The following is a 21990-nucleotide window of genomic DNA, read 5'->3' on the forward strand; positions in this document are numbered from 1 at the left end:
AATCGGAAGCCTCATTGAATTTCGGCTGTCGCAACTTTCAACGAAAGATCTGTAATCGCATCACCATTTTCATCGATGAACCGCGCGCAGAAGTCGCTCATACCCGGGCCGTTGATGACGGCGCCGCGAATGATGTTCGTGCCCTTGTTGAGCGTGAGACGTTTCGAGACGCAGTCGTCCATCACCATGCGCCGATCTCCAGAAAGCACAACCGCCTCCCGCCCGTTCACCCACCATAGGGATGCTGAATTCGAGCCGACCGCGAGTCGCACGTTCTTCATCTCGCGTGGGGACTCGACGACGGTAACAGCCCAGAAAAGAACGCCGTAAGTGGGCTTGTGAACACCATCCGCGAAGCGGAACAATTTGACGTTGAAGTTTGTGGTGTCGAGAGCGTGCCACGCCAGTTCTTCGCCCGCGACTGTCACCGTGTCACCGTGGCGTGGCACAACCGTAAACTGGTTTGGAAAATATTCTGCGTGAAAGGCATCGCGAATGTAGCTGTCCGTGAACACGGTGTTGCTGCGATTCGGCTTCCGGATCGGCTCCAGCAGCGTCCACCGCTGCAGAAAACCTTCCTTGTCAGGCGCCTTCGGAGCCGCTGTTGCCGGAGTAAAGTAAGGTGCGAGGCTTCGCGGATGATCGGGCGTGTAGTCGCGAGCGCCTGGACCGGATGAAGGACGGTTGGTCGCATTGCCTGCGGGCGGGCTGGGTTCGGCGGAGAAGGCTTGAGACGCTGATACCGCCAGGACACAAACCACAATACCGATTGTTTTTCGAAGCATAGTTTCAGCAGGGTTCGCCGGGGATTCTCCCGGCATTTCTGATCGACTCAATTGCCACTACACCCGCGTTTATCTGGTCAAACGATAAAACGTCCCCGGAATGTTTTCTGAAACCGGCAAGACCAATTGCCATTGTCCGTCTATGATCTGCGGTGCCGGCGAGGTCACATTCAACCAGTCCCCGAGCACGAGGTTCGTGCGGGATTGAACCGTGAATCCGGCCGACGCCAATGGCCAGGTCATCGTCAATGTCGTGGGTGTTGCGGCCACGCTGAGCGGCGGGTGGGCGTTGCTTAACAACTCGTTGGCACCCAGCGCGTGCATCGCGGCGATTTCCGCGGCCGTGTGCGACACACTGTAAATGCGGAACTCGTCGAACGTGGAATTCAAATACGCATCGCCTGCATATTGGGATCGCGCCAGGTAGTTGTTCACCGTGCTGCCCAGGCTCGCAGGCTTGAGTGTCAGCGCGTTGGTTCCCACCGGAACTCCGTTCAAATACAACGTTCCCGTGTTGCCGTTGAGCGTCACAGCGACGTGATGCCAGACGCCCGCGCTCAAACTTGTGCTGCCATTGATCTGCTGCTCGCCGCCAGCACCGCCCGTCGTGATTGCAAACCGCAGGCGGCTCGTGCTTCCGTTTTGCGGCGTCAGGAACATGTAGCTCGTGGTGTTGTTTCCGAAATCGAAGATGCGCGTCCAGTTTGCGACGGAATTCAGACGAACCCACGTGGTGATCGTGAAATTGCTCAACGTACTGACGATCCCTGCCGGGAGTCTCACGTATTGTTGCGCACCGGAGGCGAGCGTCAATTGGCCGCTCGCGAACGTCCCGCCATTGAACACGGTTCCGTTCCAACCGAGGCCGCCCTCGGAATCTGCTGCGATCGTTCCGCCGGTCTCGCTAAAACTGTAACGGTGCGCCAACGCCGCAAGCGGCACGGTGCTGAAGCTCCAGATTCGGCCCAAGTTGGTGTTGCCCCCGGCGATTTCGTCCACGCGCCAGTAATACGTGGTCCCGCCAAATAGTGCTGGCGTGAACACGGTGTTGGTCAACATGCCCCTGAATTCGGGCGATGCAGCAGCCGCTTGCGCAACAGCGTTGGAACTTGTGCCGAGATAAATCGCGTGCGCCAACGCGTTGCTGCCTGGTAACCAACTTAACGTGGCGCTGAGCGGCACACTCGTGGCATTCACTTCGGGCGACGGATCGCTGGCCGCTCCCACATTGACAAATTTGTCCAACACCACCGTCGTCAGCGACGCGGGCGGCATCGTCAACTGGGATCCTGCCGCGCCAAGGAACTGAAACTTGTTCGTGCCGGCCGTTTGAAAGACGCTTGAGTTAACGAATGGAAATGAAGCGAAGTTGAGATCCACCGTGGACGTTGCGCTGCTGCTGCGATTGATGAATACCGCCACAAGGCGCAGGTTGTCCGCCGTGACGTATGCCGATACGCGCACATTGGGATCCGTGGCGCTCGCCGCGACCCGCCGGCTTCCAGGCGTGATGTAGTAGGAGAAATGTTTCATCGCCCAATAGCTGGGCGACAGCCAGTAACCGCGCGACTGCGTCGGCGTTCCGGGCGGGGCATTGGTCCATTGAGCCTGATTCCATGGAAACTCAATCTGGATCAATCCTCCATCCGTCCCCGGCCAGATCAGGCTCCAGTGGTTGTATCCGCTGGCCAATCCTTCGGTCAGGCAGTTGTGGATCAACGTCGCGGAATCCACCATGTTGGAAACGCCGTACTCCGTCATGAAGTGCGGCTTGCCGGGGAAAATATTGGTGGAGGATCGCAGACTCCCGTTATAGCCATCGATCGTGCCATCGGTGCTGTCGCCATAAAGATGATACGCTACGCCGTAAAAATGATTCGGGTTCAACGTGGCCGCATAGTTCGCCAGCGTGTTGTAACGAATGTGAACCACTTCCGGCGCGAGAAGCTTTGGCGCCGACGGCAAATTCGTCAGCCTTGAATAGACCGCGTCGAGCGCCTTCGAATAGCTCGCGTAGTTCGTGCCATTCACCACACCTTCGGCCGGACGAAAAATGCACGAGTCATAGCTCGCTTCCCAGTCAGGTTCGTTCTGGATGCTGATCCATGTGGGTGAAACGCCAACGGCGCGATACGCGACCAGGGCGTCGTGCCAGTAGTTGGCAAACGCGCTGTAGGCAAAGCCGCCGTTCGTGAAGATCAGCGTCCCGCCGTTGCCGACCTGTCCGTTGCTTTTAAGAAACGCGGGCGGCGCCCAAGAGCTCATGTAAACCGGCACCGGCCGTCCAAGGATTTGACTGGCGCGTGCAACAAATTCAGGGGCGTCGGGATCGAAGTTGGGCGTTCCCTGGTAGCGGAACCAGTTTCCCAGCCGCAGCATCGACAGGTTCAGGCCTGCAAAGGCGTTCGTATAAATCTCGTTCTTGTAAGGATGCGCCGTCACCCATCCGTTGTAGAAGCAAATCGCGCCGCCGAACCCTTCAATGGTTTGAAACACATTACTCGTGTTTACCGTCGCGGTGGGCATGGGCGCCGTGCCCGTTCCGCCAGCGTCGAGATTCGCGACGGTAAAGTTGAAGCCCGATGGTCCAAATGCGAACTGGTCCAGGTCGAGGCCATCCTCGCGCGCGCCGATTTGAAACGTTTGGGTCAAGCCGCCGGGCGGCACAGTAAACGTAATGGGCGTCTCTCCGCCGCCTGTCGTGAATTGCGATAGGTTAACCCATTTCCACACGCCGCCGCCCGCTTCCCCGCTGCCGGCAACGACTTCGCTGGGGCTCGCAAAACCCGCGATGGCGAGGCCGTTGACGAAAATCCAGTCTCCGTTCGACGTCGGGGATTTGGCGCCAAAACCATTCGCGTAAAACAAACTGTCGTCGTTAAATCCCCCGGGTCCGACACGAAGCCGTGCGTAAAGGTTGTAGGTGCCCGCCGCCGGGAACGTGACCGTGTAACTCGCAATACGCGCAGCGCTGCCGGGATTTCCCGTGTTGACGTTCGTGGTCGATATCGAAACGAACTGCACACCGCCCGCGATTCCATTGGTGAAGTTGGCTCCCAGCGTTGCCGACTCGGCTTCGATGGTTAACGGCGACGCGTTGCCAGTTCCCGAACCGTATTGAAATTGCCACCAGTTGAGGTTGAACAGTTCGCCGGGGCCGCCGCCAAATCGAAGATAAAGATCGTGCACTCCCGATGCGCCGCTGACTGCCGACGAGGCAATCGTCCATGTCTGTTCGTCTCCCGTGGAGGGAACGATGCATGTGCCCACAAGTGGGCCCGTCACACTATCCAGCCGCAACTCAACAATACCGCCGCTCCCCGCGCTGGCGACTCGCGCGTAAAACGCAGATGCTCCCGCGCCAAAATCCACGCCGCGGACACGAATCCACGAACCGTTGGTGATGAAAGTCACGTTCAGCCCGCCCTCGGAGCAAACTTCCGTGCGGATTCCACTTTGCCGATGCATGGTTTCCGCTTCAACACGGAGATACGGATTCACATTCTTAAGTTGCGCCAGGCCATCCGTTGTGGGCGTGACCTGCTGAATGGAACCGTCCGCGTTGTAATGGATTTGATCGACACAGATGCTGCGCTTGTAAACCGCCTGTGAATCGGGAAGGCCGTTCTGCAGGGCTGCGGCGCGGTTGTGATAGACGATGTACCAATTGCCTTTGAACGAAACCGTCGAGTGATGATTGTTGTTGAAGACGTTCTGCGGCGGATTCGCCAGGACGGTGCCTTGGGCGGCAAACCCATTCGTCGGATTGGAATTGGTGACGCAGCCAATCACCATGCCCGCGTTGGGCCGCGTGGAATAGGTGAGGTAATATTGGCCCGCGCGCTTGTGCATGTGCGCGGCTTCAAAAAAATCCGGGGTGTTCAGAGGTTGCGCGGACCCGCTCACGCTCGTCAGGTTCGGATTGAGCCTGATGACGCGCGAATTCGTGGGATATTGCCCGCCGAAATAGAGGTACGTCTGACCGTCATCATCAATAAAGGCGCCCGGATCAAACAACCATTGAGTCGAGGATGTTGCGCCCGGCGTCGAATGCGTGATCAGCGCGCTGCCCCGCGCATCGATGAAAGGGCCCGTCGGAACGCTGCTCGTGGCGACGCCAATGTTCCCCGCGCCATTTGCAAAATAGAGGTAAACCGTGTTTTGATTCGACACTGCCGACGGTGCCCAGGTGAGGTTCGCCCATGAAGTCGAATTCGCGCGAAAGACAACGCCGTGATCGGTCCAGTTCTTCAGGTCGTCGCTTGAGAAACAGGTGATCGACGACATTAAGTAGCCGTTCGTCCCGTTCTCGTCGTCGTTCGAGCAGTAGATGTAAAGCCGTCCGTTGAATTCCATCGCGGCCGGGTCCGCGGCGTAACGATGCGAAACGATTGGGTAATCCGCAAACGCCGTCACGGCAATGCCCAGCGCGAGCGTCATCAGGATGGTCTTGAGCATCGCTGCGATACTCTTCCGCACGGTGAACGTTAATGTCATTGTCATTTCGGCGCTCAGGCCGTCGATCGGACAGCCAAATTGGAGTTCACTGTCTCGACCGCAGGCGATGCGAAGCAGTTGAAGGACGCACAACAAGGCTGGGTGTGTGAACGGCTTGGCGCAATGTAGCCGACCGTCTCCGGCCCGGCCTATACGACGAACGTCATACCCGGAGTTCCGAGCCACAGGCTTGCGCGCGTATCGCAGCTTCAAACCAGCCGCTATGACGTTTGTCGTATAGGAGACGCCAAGGCCTTCATTTAGCGTCCGCACACATTCGCCTCATGTTTTCCGATTCCGTAATCTCGAATAGGAATTTGCCCGTCCGCACGCCAAACTCATCCGAAGCCCATTTCAAATCAATGCCATGAAATCCCTCCTTGGAACACTTGTTGGAATTGCAGCGTTTTCCTTCTGCGCGACAACGCCCCTGAACGCAGCGGAACCCGCCGTGGGCGCCCAGAACCCGATCATCCACGCCGACGTTCCCGACATCGCCATGATCCGCGTGGGCGACACGTATTACATGAGCAGCACCACCATGCACATGAGCCCCGGCGTGCCGATCATGAAGTCAAAGGACCTGGTGAACTGGGAGATTGTGAACTACGCCTGCGACGTTCTCGATGACCTGGACGAATTGAACCTCGCCAACGGGAAACACACGTATGGCCGCGGATCCTGGGCGAGCAGCATTCGATTTCACAAAGGTGTTTACTACGTCACCACGTTCGCGGCGACGACCGGGAAGACTCACGTTTACACGACGCGGGACATCGAGAAAGGTCCGTGGGAAGCGAAGTCGTTCCGTCCATCGCTGCACGATCATTCGCTTTTCTTCGACGATGACGGCCGCGTTTACATGATTTACGGCGGAGGCAACTTGCGCCTCGTGGAATTGAAGGAGGATCTTTCCGGGCTTTTGGAAGGCGGCTTGAACCAGGTCGTCGTCACCAACGCCCACCTGATTGCGTCAACGAATGTCGGGTTGAACGCTGAAGGTTCGCAGCTCATGAAGGTGAACGGCAAGTATTACCTGTTCAACATCTGCTGGCCTCGCGGCGGAATGCGCACCGTGCTCATTCATCGCGCCGACAAACTCGCAGGCCCCTGGGAAGGCCGGGTCGCGCTGCAGGACAAAGGCGTCGCACAGGGAAGCATCATCGACACTCCCGCCGGCGAATGGTTCGCCTATCTCTTCCAGGATTCCGGCGCGGTCGGCCGGATTCCCTACCTTGTGCCCGTCAAATCGGAGGATGGCTGGCCCGTGCTCGGTGTTGAGGGAAAAGTCCCAATGACCCTCAACCTGCCGCCGAGCCGCGGCTTGATTCCGGGAATCGTTGCACCCGATGAATTCGATCGCGACGCCGGAGACCGTCCGCTGCCGCTGGTGTGGCAGTGGAATCATAATCCCGACAACAAACTCTGGTCGCTGACCGAACGCCCCGGGTTCCTGCGTCTGACCACGGGCCGAACCGATCAACATTTCCTATCCGCCCGAAACACACTCACGCAGCGCACGATCGGCCCGGAATGTTCGGGCATCACGGCCCTGGATATCCGTCATTTGAAGGACGGAGACTTTGCGGGGCTCGCATTGCTGCAGGCGCAATACGGATTGGTGGGCGTAAAGGCCGAAGCCGGCACAAATTTCGTGGTGATGGCAAGCGCGCAATCGAGCGGACTACGCGGCCGGGCGAGTGAAGCGCGCGAAGTAGAGCGGGTGCCGATCGGCGCGACGCAGGTGTTCTTGCGGGCGGAGTGCGATTTCCGGAACAAGACCGACAGGGCGCGCTTTTCCTACAGCCTGGACGGTCAATCGTGGAACCGCATCGGCAATGAATTAAGGATGAGCTACACGCTTCCGCATTTCATGGGTTATCGCTTCGGCCTGTTTAATTTCGCAACCAAGGAAGCAGGCGGTCACGCTGATTTCGATTACTTTCGAATCACCGACAAAATCTCGAATTGAATCAGCACTCCTCGCTCGTCCGGAACTTTAACCACGAATCACACAGCGCGGCAGAGCCGCAACCAAAGAGGGAAGGGAAAAACGGGTTTACGCGAATTGCGCGAATTGAAGAGAGGAAGTTCAACCGCGAATCACACGAACCACACGAACCAGACGAAGAGACAGCAGCAGAATTGAAAATCCAACCACGAATGGAGACGGATGAACCTGGATTCAGAAACAGCTTCCTTTGCCCTTTCTCTGCTGCCTCTGTGTGCTCCTGTTAAACGTCTTCTCTTTGTGCCCGTCCCGTAAGGCAGCTTCTTTTAAGTTCTGGAGGCAGATCGGGAAAGCAAAAACGGGTTGACACGAATTGCACGGATTGAAGGGAGGAAGTTCAACCACGAACCACACGAACCACACGAACCACACGAACCACACGAACCACACGAACCAGACGAAGAGACAGCAGCGGAATTGAAAATCCAACTACGGATGGAGACGGATGAACAAGGATTCGGAAACAGCTTCCTCTGCCCTTTCTCTGCTGCCTCTGCGTGCTCCGGGTAAACGTCTTCTCTTTGTGCCCGTCCCGTGAGGCAGCTTCTATTGAGTTCGGGAGGCAGATCGGGGACAAAACGGGTTGACACGAATTGCACGGATTGAAGAGAGGAAGTTCAACCACGAATCACACGAACTACACGAAAAAACAGCAGTGGAGATGAAAATCTAATCACGGATGGAGACGGATGAACACGGATTCGGAAACAGCTTCCTTTGCCCTTTCTCTGCTGCCTCTGCGTGCTCCTGTTAAACGTCTTCTCTTTGTGCCCGTCCCGTGAGGCAGCTTCTTTTGAGTTCTGGAGGCAGATCGGGGACAAAACGGGTTGACACGAATTGCACGGATTGAAGGGAGGAAGTTCAACCACGAACCACACGAACCACACGAACCACACGAACCACACGAACCACACGAACCACACGAACCACACGAACCAGACGAAGAGACCGCAGCGGAATTGAAAATCCAACTAAGGATGGAGATGGATGAACACCGATTCGGAAACAGCTTCCTTTGCCCTTTCTCTGCTGCCTCTGCGTGCTCCTGTTGAACGTTTTCACTCCGTCTCCTGCGGATGACGCAGGTTCTCGCAGAAGAAAGCATTCAGAAGATCTGCGTTCATCTGCGTGATTCGTCATTCTCACGGGGTTGCAGATGGCGATGCAGGAACAACAAGCCTCAGGCGATGCTTTCGCGGCGGATAGCCCATCACGCGCTTGAACACGCGATGAAATTGGGGGTAACTGCCGAAACCGGCTTCCAATGCCGCATCCAACGTCGTGACGCGATTTCCCGTTCCGTAATGGAGCAAAAATTTTTCGATGCGCTGTCGATTGCGGAAATCGACCAGCGCAATCCCGGTTTGCTGCTTGAACAAGCGGCTCAGGCGTTGCGCGCTCAAACCTGATCGTCGCGCAAGCTCATCCAATCCGAGACTGGAGTCGTTCCGAATCAATCGCGCCGCGCGTTCAACCGCGGGATGCACGTCATGGAAGGGAACTTCCGCAGCGCGATCGAAGTATCGCCACGCGTTGAGCAGCACGTAGGCAAGTCCTGCGTTCAACAGGTTGACCGGTTCGGATCCGCCCGCGATTTCCTGCAGCAACAATTCAAGACGGGCGAGCTCTCGTTCCTGCAGGCGGCGGCGGAAATCGCCCGCAGGATTGGATTCGCGCAACACCGACCCGTAGTGCGGCGTCGTGATGCGGCCGATGGCGGCAGGTTTGAACACCCCGATCCACATTTCGAAGTCCAGGGTTTGTTCGATCAGCAGATGTTCCTGCGCGGGGAAAAGCCAGAGCAGGTCGCCGCGGCGTATTTCATACTTTCGATTTGCGAGGAGATAGAGGCCGCGTCCCTGCGTCACGAGGTTGAATTCCAGTTCGGCATGGTGATGCATCGCATGCGTGCGGCCCAGGTTGCGATAGTGCCAAAGGTTTCCATCCCAATCAGAAGGCAATTTCAGGTTCTGGCGCATGACAATTCAATGGCGACAAAAAACGATAACAATTCGACCCGGAAATGAGAAGCACCGGGGCTGTAGCGCAACTAATCTTTTGCATGATCACGATTTCCAAAGAGCAGCGGGAACTCTATTCCACGGAAGGCTACATGATCCTGCCCGGCGTGATTCCGCCGGACCTGCTGGAGATGTTGCGCGAGGAATGTTCGTATTACCTCGGTTACATGGACGGGCTGATGGATTCCAAGGGAGTTCAATCAGTCGGCATCACGCATCGCGGCAAGCGATACTTCATCAACAACCGCTATCGACTCAGCAATCGTCTCTGGCAATTCGTCTTCAGCGATCTGATGGCCAAGGTCGCCGAAGCGACCGTCGGGCCTGATGCCTGCCTGTTCCATGAACAATGGGTCGTCAAGGGCGCCGAGCAGGGGATGAAGTTTTCATGGCACCAGGACAGCGGCTATGTGAAGTGGTATGACCCGAGCACGAATCACAAGCCATACGTCACCTGCTGGTGCACGCTCGATGCAGTGAACGAGGAGAATGGGACGGTTTACATCCTGCCGCACTCGCGCGCGGGAACACGCGGCAGAATCATCGATCACCAAAAGGAGGAGGGGAGCAACGACTTGATCGGCTACACAGGATCGGATCCGGGCGATCCGCTGATTGTGCCCGCGGGAAGCATCGTCGCGTTCGACAGCTTCGTGTTTCATCGCAGCGGACCGAACCGCACGAATCGCATGCGGCGCATTTATCTTCCGCAATACAGCGGCGAGCCAATTCGGCGTCCTGACGGCAAACCGTGGGCGATGGCGACTCCGTTCCTGCAGAACGGTAAGAACGTTTACAACCATGCAGAGGACAGCGAACAGAAGTACGGACCGTTTCCCGACGAGAAAAAAGAATCGATTTGAGACGCGAATGCCCCCCAGTTCTTTTACGCGCGATGGCAGCCGCCTTGTCTGGCGAAGCAAGGAACAAACGTTGTGGCTGGAAGCGTGGGGCCGCGACAGCATTCGCGTGAGGGCGACGACACTCGCGGACATGACGCAGCGCGACTGGAGCCTGCTGCGGCCGGGCAAGAGTGCATCGAAGCTTTCCGTGCAGGAAAAGTTTGCCCGCTTCGTGAACGGCAAACTTTCCGCAACTGTGGATGCGCGTTCCGGACGTGTGCGCTTTTTCAAGACAGGCAGTGAAGAACCTCTGGCCGAAGAGATCTTCGCACGTACCAACTATCCCGCGTCACGCACGTTTAAATCGGTTGGCGGGGACTTGTTCAAGTGCGAAGCCAGCTTCACGGCGTTCGATGATGAACGGATTTATGGCCTGGGACAGCGGCGTCATGGATTGCTCGATCAAAAGGGTTGCGTGCTGGAACTCACGCATCGCAACTCGCAGATCTCCGTTCCGTTTCTCGTATCGAGCCGCGGATACGGGTTGCTCTGGCATCATCCAGGCATGGGACGCGTGGAACTCGGCCGCACGCAGACGCGCTGGGTTGCAGATGCAGCGCGGTTGATTGATTACGTGGTGACGACGGGCGACGACTACGCGGAGATCATGGAACGATACGCGGACCTCACAGGCCACGCGCCCATGATGCCGCGGTTCGCTGCGGGTTTTTGGCAATGCAAGCTGCGGTATCGCACACAGGAGGAACTGCTCGCGGTGGCGCGCGAACACAAGCGGCGCGGCTTGCCGATGTCGGTGATTGTCATTGATTACTTCAACTGGACGAAAATGGGCGAATGGAAGTTCGACCCGGCTTGCTGGCCTGATCCGGCGGGGATGGTGCGCGAACTCAAGACGATGGGAATCGAAGTGATGGTATCCGTCTGGCCGACCGTCAATCCCGACAGCGAGAACTTCGCGGAACTCGAGCGGCGCAATTTGCTCGTGAGGACCGAACGCGGCATCAACAGCTTCATCAAGTTCACCGATTCCAACGCGAACCAGACGGTGATCTCTGGACTGGTCGACACCACGCATCCCGAGGCGAGGGCGTTCCTTTGGGAGAAAGTGCGCGACAATTACTTCAAGCACGGAATCAAGGCATGGTGGCTGGATGCCATTGAACCTGAGATGGTGACTTACGATCACGACAATGTGCGTTACCACGCGGGCAACGGATCGGAGGTTGGGTGCATTTATCCGATGATGCAGCAGCGGGCGTTTTATGAGGGGATGCGCGCCGCGGGAGAAAAGGATGTGATCACCCTTGGCCGCGCGGGATTCGCGGGAAGCCAGCGTTATGGCGCTGCGATCTGGTCAGGCGACATTCACTCGACGTGGGAGGATTTGCAGCAGCAAGTGCGCGCGGGACTGAATATTGGAATGAGCGGCATTCCGTGGTGGACGACGGATATCGGCGGTTTTTTTGGGGGTGAGGTGGACACGCCTTACTTCCAGGAACTCATCGTTCGGTGGTTTCAGTATGGCGCGTTTTGTCCACTGTTCCGCTTGCATGGCTGGCGCAACAGTTCCCTCGCTCATCCCGAAACGAGTGATCCAACGCGTGGGGGGCCGAATGAGGTCTGGACTTTTGGCGACCGCGCTTACGAGATCATTCGCAAGTTCCTGTTGCTGCGGGAGCGGTTGCGTCCGTACATCATGGAACAGATGAAGCGCGCGAGTGCGAAAGGAACACCGCCCATGCGGCCGCTGTTCTTCGACTTTGCTGAAGACCAGCGCTGCTCAGACGTGGATGATCAATTCCTGTTTGGACCGGATCTGCTGGTTGCGCCTGTGCTGCATGCAGCGGAGACGAAGCGAAAAGTATATTTGCCGGCTGGAGCCAATTGGACTGATGCGTGGACACGGAGGGAGTTCAAAGGCGGCCAATTCATTTCGGCTGCGGCGCCGCTTGAAACCATACCGCTGTTCCTGAGAAATGGACGCCGACTGCCGATTCGCGATGAGCGATAAAACGTCGTACACCAAGCGGTTCAGCTACGCAGCGAGTGACACGGCGGGCCAGCTGGTCTTCTGCGTCATCTCGTTTTACCTGCTGAAGTTCTACACCGACGTGTATGGAATCAAGGCGAGTCATGCGGGAACCATTCTGTTGGTGGCGCGACTGATCGATGCCATCGACGCGCCGATCTGGGGGATTATCTTTGACAAGACGCGCAGCCGCTGGGGCAAGAGCCGTCCTTGGTTTTTGTGGTTGTGCGTGCCGTTCGCCACGTTCGGCGTGCTGACCTTTCTTACACCCGACCTGAGTTACCAGGGAAAACTGATCTACGCGGCGATTACCTACATCGCATGCAGCGTTCTATACACGGGCATCAACACGCCTGTGACTTCGATACTGTCGGCGTTGACATCAAATCCGCGCGAGCGGGTGACGCTCACCTGCTTTCGGATGTTTGGCTCCAAGCTGGGCGTGCTGTTCGTCAATCTCACGGCGTTGCAAATGGTGGCTTGGCTGGGGCAGGGGAATGATCGTCGAGGCTTCATGCTCGTGATGCCGATCTACGCTGTTGGTTGCGTTCTCCTTTATCTGTTTGCGTTCTGGAATTTGAAGGAAACGGAAGTGGAAGATCACAAGCCACTGCCGGTGCGCGATAGTTTTCGTGCAATGAAAGCAAACTGGCCGTGGATCATCATCTTTGTGAGCAGCCTGTTTTTTTGGATCGCGTTCATCTCACGGGTGTCCGTTGTTCCCTACTTTTTTCAATATACACTGGGACGGCCTGATTTGATTGGGCTCGCGAACGCATTGGACTTCATCTCGCTCGCTACCGTGTTCCTGCTGCCGTTCTTCTGCAAGTGGACATCGAAGCGCAACGTGTGGCTGTTTGGGCTGCTCGGAATGGTTGTTGGGCAGTTGATCGTTTACCTCGGCGTCCGCCAGGGAGTTTCGCTCTCCATCATCATGAGCGGATGGGTGATCGGTTTCCTTGCGAGTGGGGTGGCGATGGCAATGCCGTTCTCGTTGCTGTCCGACAGCGTCGATTTCGGGGAATGGAAGAATCGGGTTCGGGCGCCAGGATTGCTGACGGCCATCGGCGCCGCGTTTTGCCTGAAGGCGGGCAGCGGCCTGGGTGGCGCGCTGCCCGCATGGATCATGGACGCGTTCGGCTATGTTCCGAACACGACCCAAACCGCGCGATCACTGCTGGGGATTGAAATCGGGTTCATCTGGATTCCTGCAGTGTTCTTCGCACTGGCGATGATTCCGGTGTGGTTTTATCAACGATTCGAAAAACTGGAGCCAACAATCCACAGGGAATTGGCAGAGCGCAGACAGGCTGCTGCTGCGCTCAATCCGTGATCAATGCTGGGGCGTCAACGACGGCGGCGCCGACTCAGCAGCGGTGCCCCAGTTTTTGTTCGGCTTCGATCCCATGCGCAACGTCAGCTTGCCGCCGTTGGCAATGTCTGCATGGCTGAACCACGTCTTGTTCCATGGCTTGCCGTTGAGCGTCGCCGATTGGATGTACATGTTCTTCTCGGAATTGTTCTGCGCCTGGATGACGAATTCCTTCCCGCCCACGTTGATCTTCACCTCGTCGAAGAGCGGGCTGCCGATGATGTAGTCAGGCCGCGAAGGATCCACGGTGTAAAAGCCCATGGCGCTCAACACGTACCACGAGGCCATGGCGCCCTGGTCGTCCATGCCGGGAAAGCCGATGCCTTTGCGGTCGCTGCCGTACATCAGGCGAAGGATCTTGCGAACGAGTTCCTGGGTTTTCCAGGGCTGGCCAGAATAGTTGTACAAGTAGGGAGCGTGCTGGTCGGGCTGGTTGCCCTGGCAATAAAGCCCCATCATGCCCGTCACATCGCGCGCAATTCCCGTCGGGCGATATGGCGTATTGAAGAAGAAATCGAGCTTCTCGTTGAAGCGATCGCGTCCACCGAGAAGGTTGATCAGTCCCTGCACGTCATGCGGCACGAGCCAGAGCGTCTGCCAGCCTGACGCTTCCTTCATCATGTGATTGTAGTAAGGCTCGAATGGATCGAAGGGCGAAAGCCATTGGCCATCGCGAGTGCGGCCGCGCATGAACTCAGTGGAGCGGTCGAACACGTTTGTGTAATTGTGCGCGCGTGCGAGGAAGAATTGGTAATCGTGCTCCTTGCCGAGCTTTTTTGCGTAGAGGGCGAGTGCATGATCGCTCCAGCAATACTCCAGCGTCTTGGCAATGCCCGCGTTTCCGCCTGCGTGCGGCGGACTCGGCCTGTCTTCAGGCACATCGTGAATCCAGCCCTTTTCGTTGTATTCTGCAAGCAGCTCGCGCGGACCTTTCGGATCAGTGGCGTTCTTGCGCAGATATTCGTAGACCGATTCCCAATCGAACTGCAGTCCGCGATCCCAATCGCCCAAATACATGAACACCGCGTTGTCGCCATGAAATGACGTATGCATCCAGCCTGATTCGCGGGCCATCTCGAGATGCGTGCGGAGAATGTTCGTCTTCAACTCGGGTTCGAGAAGGGTCAACAGCACCACCTGGTTGCGGCCCGTATCCCAGAAGGCGATGGGGCTGTATCGGTCGTAGTCCAGTGTGCGGCGATCGCGCCCGTGCGGTTCCCCGCGCTCTGCGACCAGGCGGGGTGTCATCAGGGAATGATAAAGCGTCGAATAAAACATCCGCCGTTCCTTTTCCGTCCCGCCCTTGATTTGCACGCGGCTCAGCTTTTCATTCCACGCGTTTTCCGCCTTTTTCCAGATGCCTTCGAAGTCCCACGATGGATTTTCCGCGCGCAGCAATGCTTCCGCGGCTTCGTAGTTGTGGCTTGCGGCGATGCGGACCTGGATCTGTTCGCCGCGGGTTGTGGTGAATTCGAGGAACGATCCCGAATAGCTTCCCGAGCCGTTCCTGGAACCGGGGAACACTGCATCATCACGATGAACCCGACCGCCGTCGAGACGGGGTGGCTGCTGACGGAACGTGCCGAAGGATTTGAAGGGTTTGGAAAACTCGGCGACGAAAGTTCGCCCGCGGTTGCGTCCGCGAACGGTGCGATCGCCAACGATTTCGATTTGATTGTCACGCACGCCCAGGTCGATCAACACGGCGCCGCGTGTTGTTTCAGGGTATGTGAAACGATAGAGGCCGGTATTCTCGGTCGTCGTCAATTCCACCTTTATGCCGGAGTCGGGAAAGAAAACGGTGTAGTATCCGGGCGACGCCTTTTCACGCGATTTGTCGTAAGGCGAGGCATACGTGCGATCCGGCGGTACTGTCCAGTCGCCGACAACGGGCATGATCGTCAGGCCGTGCATGGGGCTCGTAAAACCGAGCATGGTGCGGCGCTGGTGAATATAGCGGTAAATGATGCCGTGGTTATTGGCGGCGTCCGTGAGGTCTTTGTTGATCGGGCCAATGAGGATGTCGCGATGGGGCAGGGCAGGGCCCGGATACGTGAAGCCCGTGTAGGTCTCCTCTCCAGGGGGCGGCGCATTGCCAACCAGCGCCTGGTCTTCAAGCGAAGCGGTACCGACCAACGGATCAACGTAATCAACGGGCCGCTTTTCCGCAGAATGGACGGAAACGGGAAGAACGAGGCAGGCGGCCAGGAGGCATGCAGCCAAAGGATGGTGTGCATGGCGGAGTGTCGCCGCACACTGCATTACGCTTTTGTATCGATTCAATTGCATCATCAGTTCAAGGGTTCAGGCGGCGGGTTGTGCAACGCCCGCCAGGTTTTTGCCGCAACATCGGGAACGTGGAAGGGCTGGGAACGCCGTGGTCCAATCCTGCAGAGTTACCGCAATTTATTTCCGGACGTCGAGCGTTCCGGGATTATTCAGGCCATTTTCCGTTTACGATCGGGCGCAGCGTAAGTTTTTTTGGATCGAGCACCACGTGCTTGATGGTTTTGCGTTGCCACGTGTAGGTGATGTGGACCCTGCCATCGCGGGTCTGAATCACCGCGGGATAGGCAAAACCATTGGGGGCGTCGGGGTCGTTTTCCAATTCGACTGCGGCGAACCAGTCGCGCCCGTTTTCGGAGATGGCCACGTTAAGCGGACTGCGCCCCTTGTTGTTGGAACCCGTGCGGATGTTGTGATTATACACGAGCAACTGGCGTCCATCCTGCAGCGTAACGGCGTCGGTCCCCGAGTTTGGATTCGGCACGTCGAGCAGGCCCATTTCACCCCAGGTCTTCCCGCCGTCGAGAGACCAGATCTCGAACGTGCGATCCTGGCGTGTGCGGCCGACTGATTGAAGGCGATTTCCTGAATGGAACAAAATGCTGGGCTGAATCGCGGCAATAGTTTTTCCATCGTTGACTGGCCCGCTGGTTTCCCACGTGCGTCCCAGATCGCGAGTGCGTTCGAAGGAGACGCGCCAGCCATTGGTACCTTCACTGCTGGAGGGACAGAGGATGTCGCCGTTCGCGAGCTGCACAGGCTTGTTCTTGATAGGGCCGAGGATGCCGTGAGGCAAACGCCGTGGCTGGGACCAGGTTTTTCCGCCGTCATCAGAAGTGATCAACATTCCCCACCAAGTGCTTGGGCTCGGGCCGACCTTGTAGAACAACATGAGCGGGCCGGTTTTCGGCTGGAACAGAACGGGATTCCACGTCGGCAGACGCTCGGCGCCGAAGCCGAGGCCGTTGGCGACTTCAACGGGCGGCGTCCATTTGCCGCGCCGAAGATGGGTAACGTAAATGCAGACGTCGGGATTGCGCTCGTGGGTTCCGCCGAAGAATGCGGCGACCAGGCCTGTGGGTGTTTCTTCGATCGTGGACGCGTGACACGACGGAAACGGGGCAGATTCGAAGATGGGTTGGGATTTTACGATCCAACCCATCTGCTTTGGGGACGAAGGCATGGCGCAACCGCCGGCGAGAAACATCAGGAGGGCCAGACAGAGGATCAGAGCACCCTCTCCCCCGGCCCCTCTCCCGCTCCTGCGTCGCAGGCGAGGGGAGGAAAGAGTGGTGCTGATTTCGTTTTGCAGGAACGGCAGCGAGTTTTTCTCCCTCTCTTCCACTCGGAGTGGAGGAGAGGGTCGGGGAGAGGAGGGATTTGGATTGGGCGACAAGGCAGGAAAGGACTGGATCAGAGCACCCTCTCCCCCAACCCCTCTCCCGCTCCTGCGTCGCAGGCGAGGGGAGGAAAGAGTGGTGCTGATTTCGTTTTGCTGGAGCGGCAGCGAGTTTGTCTCCCTCTCTTCCACTCGGAGTGGAGGAGAGGGCCGGGGAGAGGAGGCGTTTGGATTGGGCGACACTGCGGGAAGGGACTGGATCAGAGCACCCTCTCCCCCGGCCCCTCTCCCGCTCCTGCGTCGCAGGCGAGGGGAGGAGACAAGGTTGTGCGCGGCAGATTGCAGGCTTCGAATGAGATGGGCGTTCATTTGCTGGTGAAGTTGTATTTGCCACTGCCAAGTTCCAATACTGCCCAGCCTTCCTCGAACCGTGCTGAACCAACACCGGCCGCCTGCGCAGCGGAGGTCCGTCCTTCCATTACAGAATCAAGATTGCTGGCAGGAATATGCACCGTCGCCCGGCTGTTTGGCGGCACTTCAATCGCCCAGGTGAATTGAGCATCGTCCTTTCGCCAGTCGCTTCGAATCCAGCCATAGGGCGAACGATGGCTCGCCTTCACAGATTTCAAATCACCCGCAAGTTCCGGTCTCATGATGATGTGTTTGAAACCTGGCGCGCTGGGATCCGTTTTGATCCCTGCAAGGTGTTCGTAGAACCATATTGTTAAGTCGCCAATGAGCATCACATGGTTTCCAGAATTCATCGCCGGATCCGCTGTGTCACCATTCCAGAGTTCCCATACCGTGGTGGCCCCTCTTTCGACCATGTACCCCCAGCTGGGATAATCGCGCTGCGTTGCAATCGCATACGCGAGATCGGGCCTGCCATTCTGGGTGAGCGTTCGCATCAGAAACATGCCCCCGATCAGGCCTGTTCCAATGTGTCCCTTTGATTCGTTCTCGATCCTGTCCACCAGCCGGGCAAACACCCGCGCACGAAATTCCTCAGGAACCAGGCCGAAATACAGCGGCAACACACACGAAGTCTGGCTGCCGTTATCATAAAAGCCTGCATCACGTTTCAGAAAACGCTGGTTGAACGCGGTCTTCACCTGATCGGCCATCTGACTTAACCGCGTCGAATCCGCGCTGCGCTGCAGCAATGCCGCATACTGTGCCATCAGCCGCAGGTCGTGATAAAAGTATGCGGTTGCGAGCAGCGTCTTGTCGGTCTGCCGTTCGGGATCCTTTGAGTGGATCAACTCCGGTTGTTCTGGCGGCACGCACCAGTCGCCATATCTGTCGCGTGAGATGATTCCATTGGTGAGGAAGTTCGTTGCCATGTAGTCCACCCATTTCGCAGCGCTCGCAAAATGCCGTTCGAGGATGGCGCGATTCTGAAATTGGTCGTGGAGAATTCCCGGCAGAATGACTGTGGTGGTGGGCCAGGTGACATTATCGGTGTACATCGGCCAATAGGAAGGCGCCACGTCCGGGACGCTGCCGTTTTCACGCTGCGCATCTTCAATGTCCCGCAACCACTTCTCGTGAAACGCCTGGGTATCGAAGATAAAACTTTCGCCGCGTGACACCTCCGAACGATCGCCCAGCCAGCCCTGTCGTTCGTCGCGTTGAGGGCAATCCGTCGGAATGCTGCGGTAATTTCCGCGCGTGCCCCACACGATGTTTTGATAAAGCTGGTTTAACAGCGGGTTGGAAGTGATGAAATCCCCCGCTGATTCAAGGTCGTCATGCACCACGCGCCCTTCCAGCAGCGTGAGCGGTGGCTTTCCTGGATATCCTGTCACCTCGACGTATCGAAACCCGTGATACACAAACCGCGGTTCCCATTCCTCGGGACCGCCGCCGCGCGTAATGTAGATGTCCGTCGCCCGGGCGCCTCTGAGGTTTGCCAGATAAAGCGTGCCGTCTGCCTGCAACGTTTCTGCGTGTCGCAGTGTGATCTGCGTGCTTGGAGGCGCAGTCAACCGCAAGCGGCACCATCCCACCATGTTTTGGCCGAAGTCGTAAATGAACACGCCCGGCTTGGGTTCCGTCACGTTGATCGCCTTAAGCGTCTGCGTGATACGAATCGGTTCAATCATCTGCGCCTGCAGTGGAACTGCAGGCGCGCGCGCGAGTTCCGTGAAGCCCCATCGCGATTCGTTATACGCAGCAAGATCCCACCCCAGCATCTCCTTGCGCGCATCGTATTCCTCACCGTCGTACTCGTTGTTCGCCACGATCGGGCCGTTGGCAGTGAAACGCCAGGAGGTGTCGCTGACGACGTGCGAGACTGTTCCGTCGGTGTGTTCGATGCGCAACTGCAGCAGGAGCTTGGGAGATCCGTAGCTTGGCATATCCATGAACACGGTGCTGCGTGGAGAATAATAACGGCCGTTGCCGAGAATGACGCCGATGCAATTGGGTCCGCGGTTCACCAGGCGGGTCACGTCGTGGGTGACGTAATAAATGCGCTTGGGATACTCGGACAGTGCCGGGGAAAGAACGTGATCCCCGACGCGGCTGCCGTTGAGGTAAAACTCTGACACCCCCAAGCCGGATGCAAACAGGGTCGCGCGTCGGACGGCCTTGCCATAGTTGAATTCCTTGCGCAGATAGCGTGCGGGCTGGCGGCGGTTTTCCGGCGCGCGCACATTGCCCCAGGGCTCCATGCCAACTGGCCCAAGCTTCTTGGCCGCGCGCCAGGCCCCTTCATCAAAATCGACGCTGGTCCAGTTTGCCTCCTCGCGGTCGCGGCTGCGCCAGAGTTCGTCCGTGGTCAGAATCATTGGCGCGCCGCTTTGAAATTCAATTTCGATCCAGGCTGTGACTCCAGCGGGCTTGTTCTCGGGACCGCTGTTGGTTGCGAGGATTGCAATGACGTTCTTTCCCGGCTGCAGGAGGAATGTGATGTCTGAATCCCGCGTGACGTGCGGATTGGCGGCGCGCCCTGTGTCGTGCCCGTTCACGAAGCCGCGCGCGTCGCTGTCGCCCGTCAACAACATGCGCGCCCGCCTTATCACCCGGTCATCCGGCAATGCAAACGTGCGGCGGAAATAGCGCTGTCCGGGCGGCGCCGCAATGCGGGGCTCGCCTTCCGGAAACCAAATCCAGTGCGTTCCCGACAACCAGTTTGTTTTGTCCTCGATCTCCAGACCAATCCATTGCCCATACCAGTCAGAGGGGTGCAGCAGGCCCATCGACCAGCGCGCCGGGCGGCTCCAGTGAACTTTGCCGCTCTTGTCCCCAACGCCAACTTTCCAAAAGCAATGCTGTGCCGACGCGAGCGGCTTGCCCGCGTAAGGAATCTGAACGGACTGGTCCGAATTTACTTTTCCGCTGTTCCAAAGGTCGGCGTCATTCGGATTCAACCGACGTTCGCTGGTCGCGACGAGCACGTGATACGCGGTCTGATGCTGGTCCCGTTCGGTAGAATCCATTGTCCATGAGAGGCGCGGATGAACGGCATCGATGCCAAGAGGATTGACGCGGTTCTCGCAGCGGAGATTTCCGATTTCAATGGCGCCGAGGGCGTGAGGCGCGAGCCCTGAACTGATGAAAGCCAGCGCGAGGATCCAGAGTGCGCCGCTGAATCGCAGACGCGGCCGACCAGCGAAAACCAAAGAAATTGCGCCAGGATTCCCGATTGCCGTGCAAGTGTTTCGCGTCATCAACATCACAATAGGATTTGTCTGACGATACTAATTCCTGCTGCGAGGGAATGCCAAAGGAATTCAAAAGCTGGAGCCAGCTGTCGGATTTGAACCGACGACCGACGGTTTACAAAACCGTTGCTCTACCACTGAGCTAAGCTGGCCTCGACGGTTGTCACTATACAACAACGCGGCGCATAGCAAAGACGCCCACAGCGCTTTCGTCAAGAACTGCATGCCGTCGCAGCGCAAGTTTCCAAACCTGCCGCATCGCCGGCTACCCTGCCGGCTGGATGCGAACAACGCGCCAGAGCGCCGACTTCCCATCGGCTTACGATGATCGAAGAACCGATCGCCCACAAATTGAGAGTCATCTCTGATTACAGAAGCCGACCCACGCGGCACAGAGTTGGCCACCGCGGCAAAATTGAGCGTTAAGCCGACTCGAAGCCGGCGCTTCGGGGCAGCTGCGAAGCCGCGGGCAACGACAAGAGTTCGGGGGAGTCCCCATGGCAGCGATCGTGTTTCAGACGTTCCTTGCGGGGAATGGAATTTATTGCCGGAGGATTTATGAAAACGAACATGTTGATTTTGATCGCGGCGCTGGCGGGTGGATCCGCCTTCGCGCAAACGTCCGATGCCCATTCCACCACGGCACCGACTGGAAGCCGCTTTGATTCGACGCCGTCCGAGTCCACCCAGTATTCCGTCTCTGAAATAGCGAGTCAGTTGCACGAACTGCAGCGGACGATTGAGGAAACACTTCCAATGTTGCAAGGCGTCACGCAGTCGGGCACGAATTCGGCGAGCCAGGGGCAGACCACAACGGCGGGTGCGATCGCGGGAATTCTCGGAAGCGTCTTGAATCGAACCAACGACACCGCCGGGTCGGAAACGCCGCGGACGAATGCTTGGGGAAATATTCTGCGGGGAGTGCTGGGTTCTAACACGAACCAAACCGCTTCCGCAAACGCAACCACCACCCTGAACGATCTCACGTCGCTGCGCGAACACCTGCAGGCCATCGCTCCGCTGTTGGACCGGCTCGAGTCGAAGGATCTCTCCGCAGCAATCAAGGGTGAAGACGAGAATCTGACGCCGACCGGGCGCGACAGCGAATAACTCCAGGCA

Annotated in this window: 11 protein-coding genes and 1 tRNA gene; 5 read left to right on the forward strand and 7 right to left on the reverse strand. The window is 57.7% G+C overall.

The window, feature by feature from the left end:
* Nucleotides 1-11: 11 nt before the first annotated feature.
* Nucleotides 12-785 carry an acetylxylan esterase gene (locus tag VEH04_10445; GenBank protein ID HYG23191.1) on the reverse strand — a complete coding sequence of 258 codons (774 nt, stop codon included), beginning with the start codon at nucleotides 783-785 and terminating at the stop codon, nucleotides 12-14.
* A 69-nt stretch (nucleotides 786-854) separates the two neighbouring features.
* Nucleotides 855-5288, reverse strand: coding sequence for a family 43 glycosylhydrolase (locus tag VEH04_10450; protein HYG23192.1), 4434 nt, complete (start codon nucleotides 5286-5288; stop codon nucleotides 855-857).
* Between the two features lie 361 nt (nucleotides 5289-5649).
* On the opposite strand from VEH04_10450, the gene VEH04_10455 reads away from it, so the two are divergent.
* Nucleotides 5650-7254, forward strand: a complete 1605-nt coding sequence (locus VEH04_10455; protein ID HYG23193.1) for a glycoside hydrolase 43 family protein — start codon at nucleotides 5650-5652, stop codon at nucleotides 7252-7254.
* Between the two features lie 1181 nt (nucleotides 7255-8435).
* Here VEH04_10455 and VEH04_10460 read toward each other — a convergent pair.
* Nucleotides 8436-9272, reverse strand: coding sequence for a helix-turn-helix domain-containing protein (locus tag VEH04_10460; GenBank protein ID HYG23194.1), 837 nt, complete (start codon nucleotides 9270-9272; stop codon nucleotides 8436-8438).
* Nucleotides 9273-9355: 83 nt separating this feature from the next.
* Here VEH04_10460 and VEH04_10465 point away from each other — a divergent pair, with 83 nt between their 5' ends.
* From VEH04_10465 to VEH04_10475, 3 genes are read left to right on the forward strand one after another with little or no spacing between them, the layout of a single operon-like run.
* Complete coding sequence (locus tag VEH04_10465; GenBank protein HYG23195.1) at nucleotides 9356-10177, forward strand: phytanoyl-CoA dioxygenase family protein; 822 nt, start codon at nucleotides 9356-9358, stop codon at nucleotides 10175-10177.
* A gap of 7 nt (nucleotides 10178-10184) precedes the next feature.
* On the forward strand, nucleotides 10185-12188 hold the full coding sequence (locus tag VEH04_10470; GenBank protein HYG23196.1) for a glycoside hydrolase family 31 protein: 2004 nt from the start codon (nucleotides 10185-10187) through the stop codon (nucleotides 12186-12188).
* Nucleotides 12178-13539: an MFS transporter gene (locus tag VEH04_10475; protein HYG23197.1), complete on the forward strand. Its 1362-nt coding sequence runs from the start codon at nucleotides 12178-12180 to the stop codon at nucleotides 13537-13539. The genes VEH04_10470 and VEH04_10475 overlap by 11 nt, the downstream gene beginning before the upstream one ends.
* Here the strand turns inward: VEH04_10475 and VEH04_10480 are convergent, their stop codons facing one another.
* The 4 genes from VEH04_10480 to VEH04_10495 all read right to left on the reverse strand — a co-directional run bounded on the left by VEH04_10480 (nucleotide 13540) and on the right by VEH04_10495 (nucleotide 21023).
* Nucleotides 13540-15801, reverse strand: coding sequence for a GH92 family glycosyl hydrolase (locus VEH04_10480; protein HYG23198.1), 2262 nt, complete (start codon nucleotides 15799-15801; stop codon nucleotides 13540-13542).
* Between the two features lie 211 nt (nucleotides 15802-16012).
* Complete coding sequence (locus tag VEH04_10485; protein ID HYG23199.1) at nucleotides 16013-17047, reverse strand: sialidase family protein; 1035 nt, start codon at nucleotides 17045-17047, stop codon at nucleotides 16013-16015.
* A gap of 521 nt (nucleotides 17048-17568) precedes the next feature.
* Nucleotides 17569-20877, reverse strand: a complete 3309-nt coding sequence (locus VEH04_10490) for a family 78 glycoside hydrolase catalytic domain (GenBank protein ID HYG23200.1) — start codon at nucleotides 20875-20877, stop codon at nucleotides 17569-17571.
* A 71-nt stretch (nucleotides 20878-20948) separates the two neighbouring features.
* A tRNA-Thr gene (locus VEH04_10495) sits at nucleotides 20949-21023 on the reverse strand.
* Between the two features lie 406 nt (nucleotides 21024-21429).
* On the opposite strand from VEH04_10495, the gene VEH04_10500 reads away from it, so the two are divergent.
* Nucleotides 21430-21981: a hypothetical protein gene (locus VEH04_10500; protein ID HYG23201.1), complete on the forward strand. Its 552-nt coding sequence runs from the start codon at nucleotides 21430-21432 to the stop codon at nucleotides 21979-21981.
* Nucleotides 21982-21990: the final 9 nt, after the last annotated feature.

The organism is Verrucomicrobiia bacterium (assembly GCA_035629175.1).
GTDB lineage: Bacteria > Verrucomicrobiota > Verrucomicrobiia > Limisphaerales > DASXHY01 > DASXHY01.

Coding starts and splice junctions, on each gene's coding strand:
- VEH04_10500 (HYG23201.1), top strand. CDS start 21,430: ATGAAAACGAACATGTTGATTTTGATCGCGGCGCTGGCGGGTGGATCC.
- VEH04_10450 (HYG23192.1), bottom strand. CDS start 5,288: ATGACAATGACATTAACGTTCACCGTGCGGAAGAGTATCGCAGCGATG.
- VEH04_10475 (HYG23197.1), top strand. CDS start 12,178: ATGAGCGATAAAACGTCGTACACCAAGCGGTTCAGCTACGCAGCGAGT.
- VEH04_10465 (HYG23195.1), top strand. CDS start 9,356: ATGATCACGATTTCCAAAGAGCAGCGGGAACTCTATTCCACGGAAGGC.
- VEH04_10445 (HYG23191.1), bottom strand. CDS start 785: ATGCTTCGAAAAACAATCGGTATTGTGGTTTGTGTCCTGGCGGTATCA.
- VEH04_10455 (HYG23193.1), top strand. CDS start 5,650: ATGAAATCCCTCCTTGGAACACTTGTTGGAATTGCAGCGTTTTCCTTC.
- VEH04_10490 (HYG23200.1), bottom strand. CDS start 20,877: ATGACGCGAAACACTTGCACGGCAATCGGGAATCCTGGCGCAATTTCT.
- VEH04_10485 (HYG23199.1), bottom strand. CDS start 17,047: ATGCCTTCGTCCCCAAAGCAGATGGGTTGGATCGTAAAATCCCAACCC.
- VEH04_10470 (HYG23196.1), top strand. CDS start 10,185: ATGCCCCCCAGTTCTTTTACGCGCGATGGCAGCCGCCTTGTCTGGCGA.
- VEH04_10460 (HYG23194.1), bottom strand. CDS start 9,272: ATGCGCCAGAACCTGAAATTGCCTTCTGATTGGGATGGAAACCTTTGG.